General features: G+C 63.2%; 12 protein-coding genes. 4 read left to right on the top strand and 8 right to left on the bottom strand.

Going from position 1 to position 15,304, the window contains the following annotated elements; genetic code table 11:
- Positions 1–43: 43 nt before the first annotated feature.
- The 6 genes from Q5H89_RS21205 to Q5H89_RS21180 all read right to left on the bottom strand — a co-directional run bounded on the left by Q5H89_RS21205 (position 44) and on the right by Q5H89_RS21180 (position 9,998).
- Positions 44–1,591 carry an efflux transporter outer membrane subunit gene (locus tag Q5H89_RS21205; RefSeq protein WP_305021334.1) on the bottom strand — a complete coding sequence of 516 codons (1,548 nt, stop codon included), beginning with the start codon at positions 1,589–1,591 and terminating at the stop codon, positions 44–46.
- Between the two features lie 124 nt (positions 1,592–1,715).
- Complete coding sequence (locus tag Q5H89_RS21200) at positions 1,716–2,912, bottom strand: efflux RND transporter periplasmic adaptor subunit (protein WP_305021333.1); 1,197 nt, start codon at positions 2,910–2,912, stop codon at positions 1,716–1,718.
- Between the two features lie 170 nt (positions 2,913–3,082).
- The gene (locus Q5H89_RS21195) at positions 3,083–6,439 is read right to left on the bottom strand and encodes an efflux RND transporter permease subunit (RefSeq protein ID WP_305021332.1); all 3,357 of its coding nucleotides are present in this window, start codon (positions 6,437–6,439) and stop codon (positions 3,083–3,085) included.
- 367 nt (positions 6,440–6,806) lie between these two features.
- Positions 6,807–7,958 carry a hypothetical protein gene (locus tag Q5H89_RS23345; RefSeq protein ID WP_369810686.1) on the bottom strand — a complete coding sequence of 384 codons (1,152 nt, stop codon included), beginning with the start codon at positions 7,956–7,958 and terminating at the stop codon, positions 6,807–6,809.
- A gap of 221 nt (positions 7,959–8,179) precedes the next feature.
- Positions 8,180–8,560, bottom strand: a complete 381-nt coding sequence (locus Q5H89_RS21185; protein ID WP_305021331.1) for a hypothetical protein — start codon at positions 8,558–8,560, stop codon at positions 8,180–8,182.
- 229 nt (positions 8,561–8,789) lie between these two features.
- Positions 8,790–9,998: a proline dehydrogenase family protein gene (locus Q5H89_RS21180; protein WP_305021330.1), complete on the bottom strand. Its 1,209-nt coding sequence runs from the start codon at positions 9,996–9,998 to the stop codon at positions 8,790–8,792.
- A 195-nt stretch (positions 9,999–10,193) separates the two neighbouring features.
- On the opposite strand from Q5H89_RS21180, the gene Q5H89_RS21175 reads away from it, so the two are divergent.
- Entirely contained in the window at positions 10,194–11,327 is a 1,134-nt protein-coding gene (locus Q5H89_RS21175) for a chorismate mutase (protein ID WP_305021329.1), read from the top strand.
- Positions 11,328–11,414: 87 nt separating this feature from the next.
- On the opposite strand, the gene Q5H89_RS21170 is transcribed toward Q5H89_RS21175, so the two are convergent.
- Positions 11,415–11,819 (bottom strand): hypothetical protein, encoded by a 405-nt coding sequence (locus Q5H89_RS21170; protein WP_305021328.1) that lies wholly within the window; start codon positions 11,817–11,819, stop codon positions 11,415–11,417.
- A 28-nt stretch (positions 11,820–11,847) separates the two neighbouring features.
- Positions 11,848–12,315, bottom strand: a complete 468-nt coding sequence (locus Q5H89_RS21165) for a hypothetical protein (RefSeq protein ID WP_305021327.1) — start codon at positions 12,313–12,315, stop codon at positions 11,848–11,850.
- Positions 12,316–12,454: 139 nt separating this feature from the next.
- Here Q5H89_RS21165 and aroB point away from each other — a divergent pair, with 139 nt between their 5' ends.
- The 3 genes from aroB to Q5H89_RS21150 are packed head-to-tail and all read left to right on the top strand — an operon-like array spanning position 12,455 to position 15,218.
- Positions 12,455–13,510 (top strand): 3-dehydroquinate synthase, encoded by a 1,056-nt coding sequence (aroB, locus tag Q5H89_RS21160; RefSeq protein WP_305021326.1) that lies wholly within the window; start codon positions 12,455–12,457, stop codon positions 13,508–13,510.
- Positions 13,507–13,959 carry a hypothetical protein gene (locus Q5H89_RS21155; RefSeq protein WP_305021325.1) on the top strand — a complete coding sequence of 151 codons (453 nt, stop codon included), beginning with the start codon at positions 13,507–13,509 and terminating at the stop codon, positions 13,957–13,959. Before aroB ends, Q5H89_RS21155 begins: the two co-directional genes overlap by 4 nt.
- Positions 13,956–15,218, top strand: a complete 1,263-nt coding sequence (locus Q5H89_RS21150) for a 3-phosphoshikimate 1-carboxyvinyltransferase (protein WP_305021324.1) — start codon at positions 13,956–13,958, stop codon at positions 15,216–15,218. The genes Q5H89_RS21155 and Q5H89_RS21150 overlap by 4 nt, the downstream gene beginning before the upstream one ends.
- Positions 15,219–15,304 lie beyond the last annotated feature (86 nt).

Raw genomic sequence — 15,304 nt, 5'->3', positions numbered from 1 at the left:
GTGGATAGCGCAAACATACAGTGCCCGCAACCGCTACGCTACTCTACTGCTGCCAGCCGCCGCCCAGCGCCCGCACCAGCGCCACGGCGGCGCGCAGCTGGGTAGTTTGCGTTTGCACCAGCAGGCGGGCCGCGTCGAGGGTCTGGCGGTCGGCATCGACCACGGCAAAGTAGTCGGTGAGGCCGCGCCGGTAGCGCTCTAGGGTGAGGCGGCCGGCCAGCCGGGCGGCGGTGAGGGCGCGCTGCTGGGCGGCGAGCTGGGCCTCGCTGGCGCGCACGTCGGCCAGGGCAGTTTCCACTTCCTCATAGGCGGTGAGGGCCGTGCTGTTGTACACGGCTTCCTGCTCGCGGCCCTGGGCGCGGGCTAGCTGCTCGGCCCCGCGCAGGCGGCCGCCGTCGAAGAGCGGAATGTTGAAGCCGCCGCCCACGTAGTAGGTCAGGCCCTGGCCCACCTTGGGCAGGTCGCCGATGTGGCTGCTTTGAGGGCCGATGAAGCCATTGAGCAGCAGCGTGGGCAGGCGGTTGAGGCGGGCCTGGTCGGCGCGCAGGTCGGCGGCCGACAGCAGGCGCTCCTGGCGGCGCAAATCGGGGCGGCGCGTGAGCAGGCTGGCCGGCAGCGTGGCCGGAATGCCCGGCAGCGGCGGCAGCAGCGGCGGCACGGCCGAAGCCGCCGGCGCCTTGGTATTATCCGTCAGCGGCAGTGCGCTGCGGTAGCTCACCGAGTCGGGGGCTAGCGAGGGCAGCACGAAGCTGCTGGCCGGCCGCCCTGTTAGGGTGGCCAGCGAGGCTACCAGCCCGGCGCGTTGGCGGCGCAGTTCAATGGCGCTGGCCTCCACGTTGGCTAGCTCAGTTTGGGCGCGGCGCACGCCGATTTCGTTGTCTACGCCGGCCTGAAAGCGGGCGTTGGTGAGCTGCACGTTGTAGCGGCGGGCCTGGCGGGCACTGTCGAGCACCAGCAGCTCGGCATCGAGGCCGCGCAGGCTGAAGTAGGTGCTGGCCGCATCGGCCGATACGGAGAGGCGCACGGCCTGCTCGTCGGCCTCGCTAGCCTGCTCGGTGGCGCGGGCGGCCTGGGCGCCGCGCCGCAGCCGGCCAAATAGGTCCACCTCGTAGTTGACATTCAGCGGAAGGTAATACTGCTGCTGCTGCACCGCCACGGCCGGAATCAGCGACGACTGCACCGGCCGCAGGGCCGAGAGCTGGGTGTTATACAGCGAAGGGGCCAGCGCCACCACCGGCGAGCGCTGGGCCTCGGCAATGCGCAGCTGGGCCCGCGCCTGGTCGATGCGCGCCACCGCGGCCCGGGTCGTGAAATTGAGGCTAGCCGCCTGGCCTTCGAGCCGCGTGAGGGTCGTATCGTTGAACACGGCCCACCAGGCGGGCAGGGTAGGGGTTTGGCGCAGCTGCCGGGCGGCCGTATCGGCCCGGGCGGCTACGGGCGCCGGCAACTCGGGCCGCCCCCGGCCCAGCGAATCGACAGGGGCCGAGTTCTTAAACGCCGTGGGCACCGGCACGGCGGGCGGCTCGTATTTATAATGGCTCACGGCACAGCCGCCCAGTGCCAGGCCTAGTAACGCAACAGGGATACGCATACTCACTTATTAACTAAATGCTAACGTGTGTCCTGGCGAGGCGAAACGACGCAGCAAGCGCACCAGAACAGCTCGTCTCGGTGCACTTGCTTCATCGTTTCGCCTCGCCAGGACAGATGATTTTCTACTTCGCTACCGGCGACGACACGCGCGGGGCGTCGGGGTCGTTGGGGCGGGGCTTGGCGGGCGGGGGGCCAGCCGGGGTTTTGGGTTTGGGCGGGGCTTTGGTGTCCACGGCTAGCCCCTCGGCCAGGCTTTCGGCGGGGTTAATAACCAGCTGCTCGCCACCTTGCAGGCCCTTGGTTACCTCGATGGTCGAGCCAAAATCGCGGCCTAGCGTGAGGTTGGCGAAGTGAATTCTACCCTCGCGCACCATCGCCACTTTGGGGTCGATGCCCGGCACCAGCGCATTGGCCGAGATGAGCACGCTTGGCGCGGTTTGGGGCAGGCGGAAGCGCACTTGCGCGTACACGCCGGGGCGCAGCGGGCGGGCGCCGCGGTTGGGCAGCTGCACCTCGGTGCGCAGGGTACGGGTTTGGTCGTCGAGGGCGGCCGCGTCGCGCGCTACCCGGCCTTCGAAGGGCTTGTTCGGGAATTCGGGCACCAGCACATCGGCCCGCAGGCCCCGCCGGATGCTGGGCACGAAGTTCTGCGGCACATCCACGAAGGCGCGGAGCGTGTCAGTCTGCTCAATCTTAAAGAGCTGGGTGCCCGTGGCGTTGCCGCCCGTCACGAGAGTGCCCACCTCCACATTACGCTGCGTCACCACCCCGTTAAACGGCGCAATAACCTGGCGGAAGCCCCGCTGCGCCTGTAGCTGGCGCACCACCGCCTGCTGGGCCGCGTACTGCGCCTTGCCCGCATCCAGCTCCTGCTTGGAGATGGCGCCCGGCAAGCTCACGCTGGTGAGGCGGGCGTAGGAGCTTTGCGCCAGGCTCAGGTTGGCCTGGGCCTGGGCAATCTGCTGGTCAATCTCGGGTGTGGCAATGGTGGCCAGCACCTGGCCCTTGCGCACCCGCTGGCCAATGTCGGCCGTCCAGCTCTGCACAAAGCCATTGACGCGGGCAAAGGCGAAGGTTTCGTGGTTCGAGCGCAGGTCGGCGGGCAGCGTTACGGTGGTGGTGTCGGGCGCCGCTTTGGCGGGCAGCACCGTCACCACGGGCTTGGCAGTGCTTTCCTGTTGGGTGGCCTCGTCGCGGGCTTGCTGGTGCTTGAGGCGGGGCAGGAAGCCTAGCAGAAACAGCCCGCCAAACACAAGCAGAATAATGAAAATAATCAGCCAGAAACGGCCTTTGCCGCCAGAAGAAGAGTCAGTTGACATGTAGGGAAATCTTAAAACACCACCATTGTCATGCTGAACGCAGTGAAGCATCTTGCTCGCACCGTTGAAAGGACATTTGGTCAAGTCAACGATTTACTTACTGCGCCATGCAAGATGCTTCACTGCGTTCAGCATGACAATGGTGTGTCTTCATTGGTAAATAATGAGGGCTACGCCGCCTGCGTTTGCGGCTCGGCTTCCGCCTCGGCCGGCGCCTCCTCTTTCTTCTTCAGATAAGAGAACATGATGGGCACAAAAAACAGGGTCGTGACGGTGGCCAGCATCAGGCCGCCGATTACGGCGCGGCCGAGCGGGGCATTTTGCTCGCCGCCCTCGCCCATGCCCAGCGACATGGGCAGCAGGCCGATAATCATGGCCAGGGCCGTCATCAGCACCGGGCGCAGGCGGGTGTAGCCTGCGTCGAGGGCCGCGTCGCGGGGGCTCAGGTCGGGCTCCTCTTCGCGGCGCTCGTTGGCGAAGGTCACGAGCAGAATGGAGTTGGCCGTGGCCACCCCAATGCACATAATGGCGCCCATCAGGGCTGGCACGCTCAGGGTGGTCTGGGTCACAAACAGCATCCACAGAATGCCCGCCAGCGCGCCCGGCAGGGCCGTGATGATGATAAGCGGGTCGAGCCAGCTCTGGAAGTTCACCGCCATCAGCAGGTAAACCAGCAGGATGGCGCCCGCCACCCCTAGCCCCAGCCCGATAAACGAGGTGCGCATCGACTCGGCCTGGCCGCGCAGCACAATGGTCGTGCCCTTGGGCAAGTGCTTCTCCGCATCGGCGATAATTTTGCGCACTTCCTTGCTCACGCCGCCCAGGTCGCGCCCGCTCACGCTGGCGTAGAGGTCCACGGTGCGCTGAATGTTGTAGTCTGAGGCCACGGCCGTGGTTTCGGTGCGGCGCAGCTGGGCAAAGCTGGTAAGCAGCTGCGGCACCGGCTGGCCGGGGCCCGTCACGGTAATGTTACCCAGCTCGTTGAGGCTGGCCAGCTGGCTGGGCGGCGTTTGCACGGCCACCGTGTAGTTCACACCCGTCACGGTATTCAGCCACTGGTTGGGGCTGGTTTGGGTACTGCTGCTCAGGTTCACGAGCACGTTGTTGGCGATGTCGCGCTGGGCCAGCCCCGCCTGCTGCGCCCGCACCCGGTCAATGTCCAGGCGCAGCTGCGGCTGGTCAAAGGCTTGGTACACAAACGCATCCACAACGCCCTGCACTTTGTCAATTTTCAGCTTCAGCTCACCGGCAATGCGCTGGTTGGCCGCCTTGTCGCGGCCCGTTACCTGAATGTCAATGGGGGCGGGCAGGCCGAAGTTCAGCGTCTGATTCACAATATCAGCCGGCTGGAAGAAGATAATCAGGTCGGGGTACTGCCGGTGAAGCTCGCGCCGGATGCGCTCGATGTACTCGCCGGTGGGCCCGTGGTCTTCCTTCATGCTCACCAGTATTTCGCCGTCGCCGGCCCCGATGGTGGGGTTATCGCTCAGCAGCAGGTTGATGGGCACCACCGGCAGGCCGATATTATCAAGTACTAGGTCCAATTCCTTCGCCGGGATGACCTGCCTGATAACGCCTTCTACCTGGCGGAAGCGACGCTCGGTTTCCTCTACCCGCGTGCCGGTAGGCACCCGCACGTGCAGGCGCAACTGGCCGGCATCCACGGTCGGGAAGAAGTTCTGGCCAATAAGTGGATACAGCCCTAGCGAGCACACAAACAGCACCGCGAAAGCCGTAACCACCAGCGGCCGGTTGCTCAGCGACCAGTCCAGGGCCCCGGTATAAATGCCCCGGAATTTCTCGAATTTGTGCTCGAAGGCGGTGTGCACCCGCCACACCCAGCTCTTGGTAATGCCCTCGCTGGCCTGCCGCTCGGCGTCGGTAATGGGTACTTCGGCTTCTTCCTCGGGGGTGCCGCTCGGGTGCTCTTTTTCAAACTGCTCGCGGTGCAGGCGGGCCAGGTCGCGCTCGCCCTGCGTTACCTCGCGGCCGTTGCGGAAATGCGCGCTGGGCACTTCCTCTTCCTCCTGCGCGTGGTAAATAGGCAACTCCTTGCGCAGCAAATACATTACCAGCGTCGGCACCAGCGTCCGGCTGAGGATGTACGAGGCCAGCATGGCAAAAATCACGGCCGTGGCCAGGGGCGCGAAGATGGCCGAAGCCACGCCACCCAGGAAAAACACCGGCACAAACACAATGCAAATAGCCAGCGTGGCTACCAGTGCGGGCGTCGCAATTTGTTGCGCACCATCCAGAATGCTGCGTTTCAGGCCCTTCTTCTGGCCCATGTTGCGGTGAATGTTCTCGATTTCCACCGTCGCGTCATCCACCAAGATGCCCACGGCCAGCGAGAGGCCGCCCAGCGTCATGATGTTCAGCGTCTGGCCCACAATGTTCATCACGATGATGCTCACCAGGATAGACAGCGGAATGCTTGTGGCAATAATGAGCGTGGAACGCCACGAGCCCAGAAAAAGCAAAATCATCAAGCCCGTGAGGGCCGCCGCAATGCTAGCCTCAATAATAACGCCCTTAATGCTGGCCCGGACAAAAAACGACTGGTCAAACAAGAGCTTGATATTCAGGCCGGGCGGGGCGTTGGCCTGAATATTTGGGAGGGCCTTTTTAATACCGTCTATAATGGCCAGGGTAGAAGCCGCCCCACTCTTCAGAATCGGAATAATGGCCGTGCGGCGGCCATTCTGGCGCACAATGTTCTGCTGCACAGCCGAACCTTCGTGCACAAAGGCCACGTCGCGGATGTAGATGGTGGTGCCATTTACCTCCTTTACCGGCAGGTCGTTGAGCGTGGCAATGGCCTCGGGGCTTGAGTTCAGCTTCACGTCGTACTCGCGGCTGCCAATCTTGGCCGAGCCAGCGGGCACCGTCAGGTTTTGCGAGGTGAGGGCAGTTACTACGTCGTTGGCGCTGAGGCCCTTGCCAGCCAGCTTCTGCGGGTCGAGGTCTACCATCACCTGCTTGGGCTTGCCGCCATTGGGCAGCAGCACCGAGGCGCCCTGCACCACCGCCAGCCCCGGCCGGATGAAGGCATTGGCCGCGTCGAAGAGGTCCGACTCGCCCAGCGTTTCGGAGCTGAGCGAGGTTTGGGCAATCGGCACGTTAGAAGCCGAGTAGCGAATAATGAGCGGCGGCGTGATGCCGGGCGGCAGCACCCGCAGCAGCGTTTGGGTAATGGCCGTAAGCTGGGCCACGCCCGCATCAGGGTTGGCGCCCGGCTGGAAGAATACTTTTATCAGGCCAATGCCTTTTAGGCTCTGGCTTTCAATGTGTTCAATATTATTGACGGTGGTGGTAAACGCCCGCTCGTTGGGAATAACTACGCGCTGGTTCATTTCCTCGGGCGAGATGCCCGAGTAGGTCCACACCACGCCCACCACCGGAATGGGAATGTCGGGGAAAATGTCCACCGCCATGCGCTGAATCGTCAGCACGCCCCCTATCAGAATGAGCAGCGCCATCACCACGAAGGTGTAGGGCCGCGCCAGTGCCAACCGTACTATCCACATAAGCTATTGCCCGGGGTGCCCCCAGGTCACTCGTTCAACTAATGGAACCCTGCCGCCTAGGCCCGAATTCTGCACTAAAAACTACACTCGCGGCGAATAGTTGCACGGCTAGTAGTTAATAAGTGCGATAGGCAACAAATTCACTAATAATTCATTAGCAGAAATTGCTCTTTGAATAATTACCGATGTTGGCCGTAAGTTTCCCACATTCGCCAGGTAAAAACCCAGGCATAACCTAGGTAGCAAGAAGTTGAAAAACAGTGGGCTGACGGGCACCAGCGTGCCAAATGAGGCCTAACTATTGCGCAGCAAACACAAAAAAGCCTCTCCCTTACAGGAGAGGCTTTTGTTTCGGCAGCTAGGCTGCCTAATAGCGGTACACCTTGTCGGCGTTGTTGTTCTTGAACTGCTCTTCGAAGTACTTGGCGTCTTCGGCGTTGCGGGGCTTCACACCCATTACAATGCCGCCGTTCTTAATACCTTCTTCGTACTCGGCAGCGTGCTCCTCGGGGATGCCCGAGCCTACCAGGGCGCCTACCAGGCCACCCGTGAGGCCACCGGCACCGGCACCAGCCAGGGCAGCGGCCAGCGGGCCGGCAATGATAAGACCAAGGCCCGGCAGCGCTACCGACGTGCCGATAGCAGCAATAGCGCCAATAATAGCACCGGCCGTGCCACCGATGGCCGAGCCTACGCCCGCACCTTCCATGGCCTTGTCACCCAGCTCAGTGTGTACCGTGTCGTCGCCGAAATGCGTTTTGCGCGTGTCGTCCGACATCATCAAGTGTACGTCGTCTTTGCTGTAGCCACGCTCGTGCAGTGACTGATAGGCCTTCTCCGCGCTATCGCGGTCGCGGAAAATGCCGCTCGTGTGGTTATAGTCACCATCGTAGCTGTCGTTGGTGCCGGTAGCGGCATCTTTCACAGCGTGGGCAGCGCGGTCGGTCGTGTTTTGTACGGCATCAACTGCGCGGCCTGCTACGGCACCGGCCGTGCCAGCTACTGCGGCGCCTTTGGCAGTGGCACTAAAGTCGTCGCCGGGGCGGGTCGAGCCATCGCCAGCGGCATTGGTCGTCGTAGTGTTGCGCGAGTGGTCGCCGTCGTAGCTATCGTTTTCGCCGGTTACGGCATCTTTAATAGCATGGCCAGCGCGCGAGGCGGTATTTTCTACTGCGTCGATGCCACGGCCTACGGCCGCACCGGCATCGCCAGCAATTTCGCCACCTTTTTGGGTAGCAGTATAGTCATCGCCGGGGCGAGCGTTCGGGTCGGTGGAGTTAGTCGGCATGGTCGGTGAAGTAGTGGAAAGGGGCTTAGTGGTAGTAGAGTCGAGGTTATCGGCGTCCGAAGAAGTGCTGCCGCCAGTGGCGCTGCTGTAGTCGGTGCCTGCGTTATAGCTCGTGCTTTCGTTGCTGGTAGTGCCGCTATTGCCGAGGCCGGTGCCGGTGTTGCTAGTGCCGTAGTTAGCGCCAGCGCCGGTGCCAGTATTCATCGGGTTATTCGCATCGTTGGTGTTCATCGGAAAAGGGGGGTGGGTGAGTGAATAGGCGCCAGAGCTGTTGTCCGGCTTCGAATACCTAAACGGGGGTGGCGGAAGCCGGGTTGCGAATTAGGGTACATTAGGCCAAACCGCCGCTCCGAGCCGGCTAGCCAGGCCTGCATAAAAAAAGCCTCAGCGCTGGCTGAAGCTTTTTTTATAAGTAACAGAGGCTTAGGGAAGATTAAGGCCCACCAAAGGGCCTAGGCTTCCTTTAGGGCATACGTGGTATAGTTGGCTTCCTGCTGCCAGAACTCCCGGCATTCCTTAATAAGATTTTTCAGAAAATTTTCATCCTGTTTCAGCGTGCGCCACTCGCCCATGCCCAGGCGCTCGCACATCTTGTAAAAGTTATCGCCTTGTCCCTTTGAGCCTTGCACGCGCACCAGGCTGCTGAGAATGGGCCGGCCGGCCGCAAATTCTTCGGTCGATATCTCGGCCAGCATCTCGTTGAGGCGCGATTTCTCGTGCGAGATGTCCAGGTTTAAACCCAGTTCGGATTCCTGCACCAGCGTGAGGTAGCTGACCGTGCCAGCCTGCTGCCGGGCGTAGCGGATGAGGTAGTGACGGAGGCGGTTAATCATGGAAGAAAAGCGAACGGCTCCAGCAGCTGGTACCAGCCAGCCAGGCCGAAACTTAACAAAAGGTGGGAGGAGGAACGAAGTGCCGCGCCGCAACGGCCTGGCAAGCACGGGGTTTGCCAAGCTGCCAAACGGGCTTGGGTAGGATACCAAAAATCAGGCCTACGTTGCAAAAGCAGCCCGCTGGCTGGTAAAAATCCACTATTTGCCCGGCGGGCTACTATTGGACGGGCTAGCGGCCCTGGCGGCGGCGCAGCTCTTTCTGAATTAGCAGAAACTCGCGGCTGCTTTGGCCGGCAATGGCCGTGTTCTCGTTGGCGCGGCGCAGCAGGTAGGGCATCACAGCCTCTACGGGGCCGTAGGGCACATACTTGGCGGTGTGGTAACCGGCGTGGGCGAGGTTGTAGCTCAGGTTGTCGCTCATGCCGTAGAGTTGGGCAAACCACACCCGCTCATCCTGCGGGGCTATGCCGGCCTGCTGCATCAACTGCGTGAGCAGCAGCGAGCTGGCCTCATTGTGAGTGCCCGCGCACAGGCTGATGCGGTCTACGTGCTGCACGCAGTAGCGCAGGCTCTCATTATACAGGTCATCGGTGGCCTGCTTGGTGGGGTTGATGGGGTTGCGATGGCCGCGCTGCTGAGCCACGCGGGCCTCCTTCTCCATGTAGGCGCCGCGCACGAGCTTCACGCCGAGGTAAAAATTACCGTGGGCGGCGCGGTCGTGGGCGGCTTGCAGCGCCTCCAGCCGGTCGTGGCGGTAAAGCTGATACGTGTTCCAGACAATGGCGCGCTCCTCGTTATAGCGGCGCATCATATCCTCGGCCAGGTCGTCGATAGTTTGCTGAAACCAGCTTTCCTCGGCATCCACAAACAGGCGCACGCCGTGCTGATGAGCGCTGGCACACAGCGCATCGAGGCGCTGGCGGCCCCGCTCGAAGCTAGCCTGCTCGGTGGGCGTGAGGGCAGCCCCGGCCTGCACTTTTTCGAGCAGGGCGGTGGGCATCAGGCCCGTTACTTTAAAAACGGAGAACGGCACATTGGGCGTGGTAGCGGCCAGGGCAATGGTGGCCAGAATCTCGTCGCGGGTGTGGTCGAAGCTGCGGTCGTTGCCGGTGCCTTCCACCGAGTAGTCGAGGATGGTACCGATGTGGTAGCGGCCCAGCTCGGCAATCACCGGCTCACATTCCTTAATGGTTTCGCCGCCGCAAAACTGCTTGAAAATACTGTGCTTGATAAGAAACTTGGTGCCCGGAAAATTAAATTTCAGGGCCGACTGCATGAGACCGCCGCCGGCTTTTACCAGGCTGCCGTTGTTCATGGCTGCAAACAGGGCGTACATCTTGCGCAGCTCGGCATCGGTCTTGGCTTCGAAGGCAATGCGGGTGTCTTCAAACGAGATAGGAGCGGCGGGCAGCGCGGGCACGGCGGGGTTGGCAGGCATAAACGGGGGCAAAACGGGTGAGACGGGTGGGGAGGCTAGCGCGGGTACACGAAGGTACGGCCCCCGGCGAAAACCCTGTTCGGCAACCGGAGGTTACTTTTAGGCTTTTAAAAGTGGCGCGGGCTCTGCAAGCCTGCGCGTAGCAATCCCGCCGTTCCCCCGCGCAGACTCGCAGAGTCCTCGCTACCCTGTTTAATGGAAAATAGCCTAGCTACCCCCGATACGTATTTTACCCGCAAGCTGGCCGCCAAGGGGCAGCCTCTCATCATTGCCGGCCCCTGCTCGGCCGAATCAGAAGCGCAAGTGCTGGCCGTGGCCCGCGCCCTGAAGGCGGCCGGGCAGGCCGATATGTACCGCGCCGGCATCTGGAAGCCGCGCACCAAGCCCGGCGGCTTCGAGGGCATGGGCACCGCCGCGCTGCCCTGGTTGCAAGCCGCCCGCCAGGAAACCGGCCTGCCGATGGCCATCGAAGTTGCCACGCCCAAGCACGTAGAAGAAGCCCTGAAGCACGACATCGACGTGCTCTGGATTGGGGCGCGCACCACCGTCAACCCCTTCGCGGTGCAGGAGCTGGCCGATGCCCTGGCCGGTACCGGCGTGCCGGTGATGGTGAAAAATCCCGTGAACCCCGACCTGGCGCTGTGGGCCGGCGCCCTGGAGCGGCTGGAGCGCGCGGGCATTACCGACCTGGCGGCTATTCACCGGGGTTTCAGCACGTTTGCGCCCTCGCGCTACCGCAACGCGCCCACCTGGGCCATCCCGATTGAGTTGAAAACCCGCTACCCGCAGCTGCCGCTCATCAACGACCCTAGCCACATCGGCGGCTCGCGCGACTTGCTGCTGCCCATTGCCCAGAAGGCGCTGGACCTCGACTACGATGGCCTCATCATCGAGACGCACCCCGACCCCGACCACGCCCTGAGCGACGCCGCCCAGCAGGTGACGCCCGCCCGCCTGCAGGAAATTCTGAGCGAGCTGAAGTACCGCTACCGCTCCTCCGACAACGCCGACTACCGCAACAAGGCCGAGGAGCTGCGCCAGAAAATGGACACCGCCGACCACGAAATTCTCGAAATGCTGGCCCGGCGCATGGCCCTCATCCAGGAGCTGGCCGAGTACAAGAAGGAGAACAACGTGAAGATTTTACAGCTCGAGCGCTGGCAGGAAATCTTCAAAACCCGCCCCGAATGGGGTAAGAAGCTAAATATCGACGAAAAATTCGTGGGCGAACTCTACAAGCTCATCCACATCGAGAGCATCCGGCAGCAAACGCAGGTACTCAACGGCCGGCCCGTAGATGGGCCCACCAACCTCGGGCCGGGGCTTTAAGGAAAGTATGAGTTATGACGTGTGAGTTATGAGTTACTCGGTGAGCAATTCATAACTCACACGTCATAACTCATACTTAACCAAGCACTACTGCCGGGTGTAGGTGTAGCGGGGGCCATCGGCCGCGCTGCATTGGTCGATAACCAACGTATTGCCTTCCAGTGTGTAGGCGCCCTTGGGGGCGTAGGTGCTGGCGGCGGTGGGCGTGAGGGTAATAATCGGCTCGGGGGTGCCGCCGCAGCTAGCCCCCTGGCCCGTGGTGTAGGTGCCCTCGGCCGCCAGCGCCTGGTTGCGGTAGAGCTTGAAATGCTGGCCGGCCCCGAAGGTCACCGACTCGTCGGGCACGGGCTGGTTGGGCGGGCAGTGACACTGGTAGCCGGTGAGGCGCCACGAGCCCAAGAGCGTGCTTTCGGGGCCAGGGGAGGTGGTGGCGCCGCGCTGGCAGCCAGCGAGGCTAGCGGTGAGCAGCAGCAGGGGCAGCAGGTTTTTCATGATGAAGGCAGGATTAAGACAGCTGCGCTTACTCGGCAACCCAATGATAGGTTTCGATGGCATCGGCATCGAGGTTGGCCCGCTCACCTACCAATGTCAGCAGCTGCTGGCCATTTTGCTGGCTCAGGTCATAATACCGCAGGCTGCCGGTGGGCAGCGCGGGCTCGGCCGTGTCGAAGCGCAGGGCCGGCAGGCTCTTGGTGCCGCCCGGCGGCGCGTACGTAGTGAGCTGATAAGTGGTGGCGAAGTCGGCCTGCCCGCGGCGGCGCAGCAGCAGGCGGTGGTCGGGCCCGAAAACCAGCTGGCGCGTGTAGCCCACCGAGGCCGGCGTTTTATTATAAGTAAAGCCCAGTACCGAGCGCTCCCATTCCCAGTGCCCGGTGGCCATGGCCAACTCGTCGTAGTTGGCGGGCCGCAGGTCGGTGTCGGTGGTCTGGCAGCCGCTTAGCAGCTGGCTGGCGCCTAGCAGGGTTAGGGAGAGGAGAAGTGTACGCATGGGGCACCGGCGAGTGGAAAAGAAGGGCAGCAGCAAGAGGCCCGGCCGGCCCCGAAAGGTTGCACCCAGCGCCGGCCGGGGCCGATGGTGGGCCAGCCCGCCGTTTATTTGCACTCGCTTTACCTCCGCCGTTTTCGTCTTGACTACCCCGCCCATCATTGGCCCCGAGGCGCTGCCCGCCCTGGCCGCGCTGCTGCGCCAGGCCCCGCCCAGCCGCCTCTTCGTGCTGGCCGATGCCAATACTGCCCGCGACTGCTACCCGCGCCTGCAACCGCACCTGCCGGCCCACGAGCTGCTGACCATCGCGGCCGGCGAAGCGCACAAAACCTTGGCTACCTGCGAGCTGGTGTGGGACTGGCTAACCCGCCACGAGGCCGACCGCCACGCGCTGCTCGTGTGCCTGGGCGGCGGCGTGGTCACGGACCTCGGCGGGTTTTGCGCGGCCACCTACAAGCGCGGGCTGCGCTGCGTGGGCGTGCCCACCACGCTGCTAGCCCAGGTCGATGCCGCCGTGGGGGGCAAGACGGGCGTTGATTTTCAGGGCTTTAAAAACCACATCGGCGTGTTTCAGGAGCCGGAGGCCGTGGTGATGGACCCCGCCTTTCTGGCCACGCTGCCGGCCGGCGAGCTGCGCTCGGGCTACGCCGAAGTCATCAAGCACGCGCTGATTGCCGACGCGGCGGCCTTTGCCAACCTGCAAGGGCTAGCCGTGGCGGCCGTGCCCGACTGGACGCCCCTCATCCGCCACTCGGTGGCCATTAAGGAAGCCATTGTGGCCCAGGACCCGCACGAAACCGGCCCGCGCAAGCTGCTCAACTTCGGCCACACCGTGGGCCACGCTCTCGAAAGCTACCTGCTGGCCCAGCCCGGCCGCGCCGTGCGCCACGGCGAAGCCGTGGCGGCGGGCCTCCTCTGCGAAAGCTGGCTGGCTGCCCGGCGCGGCCTGCTAGGGGCCGACGAGCTGGCGCAGGTGCGGGCCGTAGTCGGCGCCTCGTTCGAGCCATTAAGCTTTGCCGAAGGCGAAATCGACGAAATCGCGGCCTATGCCCGGCACGACAAGAAAAACCGGGGCGATGTCATCAAGTGCACCTTGCTGCAAGGCATCGGGTACGGCATTTTTGACCAGCCCGTGACGGTGGCGGATATTGCCGCTTCGCTGCGGGCGTATGCCGATAGTAACACCACAGGAGTATGAGCCACTCCGTGAAGCAGTTAGGGCTGCACATGCTCTGGGGAACCAGTGTAGTGCTTGGTGGGCTGTTTTGCTACTTAATCGTTACACTTTTAATCGGATACATTCCCTACTCAGACCGGCCAGGGCCAGGTTGGCATCCGGGAGCTGCCATCAGTCTGGCCGAAATACAGTTCATCGGCGGCTTCCTTCTTTTTATGAGTATCTACTGGCTGCCGACGCTACTCCTACTCTACTTTCTTTTTCGGCTTCTGCGGCTAATAGGCTATAACAAGCTTATTTATGCAGTATTAGGCGGGATAATCATTGGCATAGCCGCTGGCTATTGGACCCTTGCAATTGGCTGGTACATCGCCCTCGATGAATCCACAGTTTGGGCTGGTAGCGTTCTGGGTTTGCTCTATGGTGCCATTCTCTTCCCTAAGTTTTTGAAGCCAACAGTCACGTTATGACCAACCAACCCTTGCGCTGGCCGGGCGGCCCGCTCACCGGCACCGCCCATTTACCCGCCTCCAAAAGCGAAGCCAACCGCGCCCTGCTGCTCCAGCGCCTGGCCGGTGGCGGCACCGTCGGCAACTTGTCCGAAGCCAACGATACCGTGCTGATGCAGCGCCTGCTAGCCCAGGCCGCTACCACCGACCACCTCGACGCCGAAGACGCCGGCACCGTGATGCGCTTCATGACCGCCTACCTGGCCGTGACCGGCTGGCGCGGCACCCTCACGGGCGCGGCCCGCATGAAGCAGCGGCCCATTGCCATTCTGGTCGATGCCCTGCGGTCGCTGGGGGCCAGCATCGAGTACGTGGAGCAGGAAGGCTACCCGCCGCTGCGCTTCGGCGGGCAGCCCGTGGCGGCCCCGGCCGGCCAACTGGCCGAGCTGGCGGTGCGCGGCGACGTAAGCAGCCAGTACATTTCGGCCCTGCTGATGGTAGGGCCCATGCTGCCCGGCGGCCTGCGCCTGCGCCTCACTGGCGAGGTAGGCTCGCGGCCGTACATCAAAATGACGCTCAAGCTGATGCGCCACTTCGGCGCCACGGCCGCCGAGGTGGGCCGCGACGTGATTGAGGTGCCGCCCGGTGGCTACCGCCCGGCCGACTACACCGTGGAGAGCGACTGGTCGGCGGCCAGCTACTGGTACGCGCTGCTGGCGCTGGCCCCGGCCGGCTCCAGCCTGCTGCTGCCCGGCCTGCGCGAAAAATCGTGGCAGGGCGACCACGTTATCCAGATTATTATGCGGCCGCTGGGGGTGGCTACCGAATTCCTGGCCGATGGGAGCGGGGCTAGCCTCACGCAGGTGCCGCTGGCCCCGGCGCCGGCCGGCGCCCCCACTACCAACTTCACCGATTGCCCCGACCTGGCCCAGACCGTGGCCGTGGTAGCGGCCGCGCTAGGCCGCCGCCGGCGCTTCACCGGCCTCGACAGCCTGCGCATCAAGGAAACCGACCGCATCGCGGCCATCCAAACCGAGCTGCGCAAGTTCGGGGCCGACATGCCGGAGGTAGAGCCGGGGGTTTTCGAAGTGCAAGCGACTAACTTTCATGTCGATGGCCAAACCGTGGCAACCTACGACGACCACCGCATGGCCATGGCCTTTGCGCCGCTGGCCATGCTGGGGCCGCTCACCATTGCCGAGCCGCTGGTGGTGCGCAAGTCGTACCCCAGCTTCTGGCGGGCGCTGGCGGCCGTGGGTATGCAGGTGGGCGAGCGGTAGGTTATTTTCTGAGTTTCAAAAAATAACCTACCCAAAATGCAGGGAATTTTTTACTGCGCCGGGCCAGCCTGCTGCGTCGGCCTTAC

The organism is Hymenobacter cheonanensis (assembly GCF_030581075.1).
Taxonomy (GTDB): domain Bacteria; phylum Bacteroidota; class Bacteroidia; order Cytophagales; family Hymenobacteraceae; genus Hymenobacter.
Note: the sequence above shows the minus strand (reverse complement) of the source record. Positions and strands in the feature narration are given on the sequence as shown.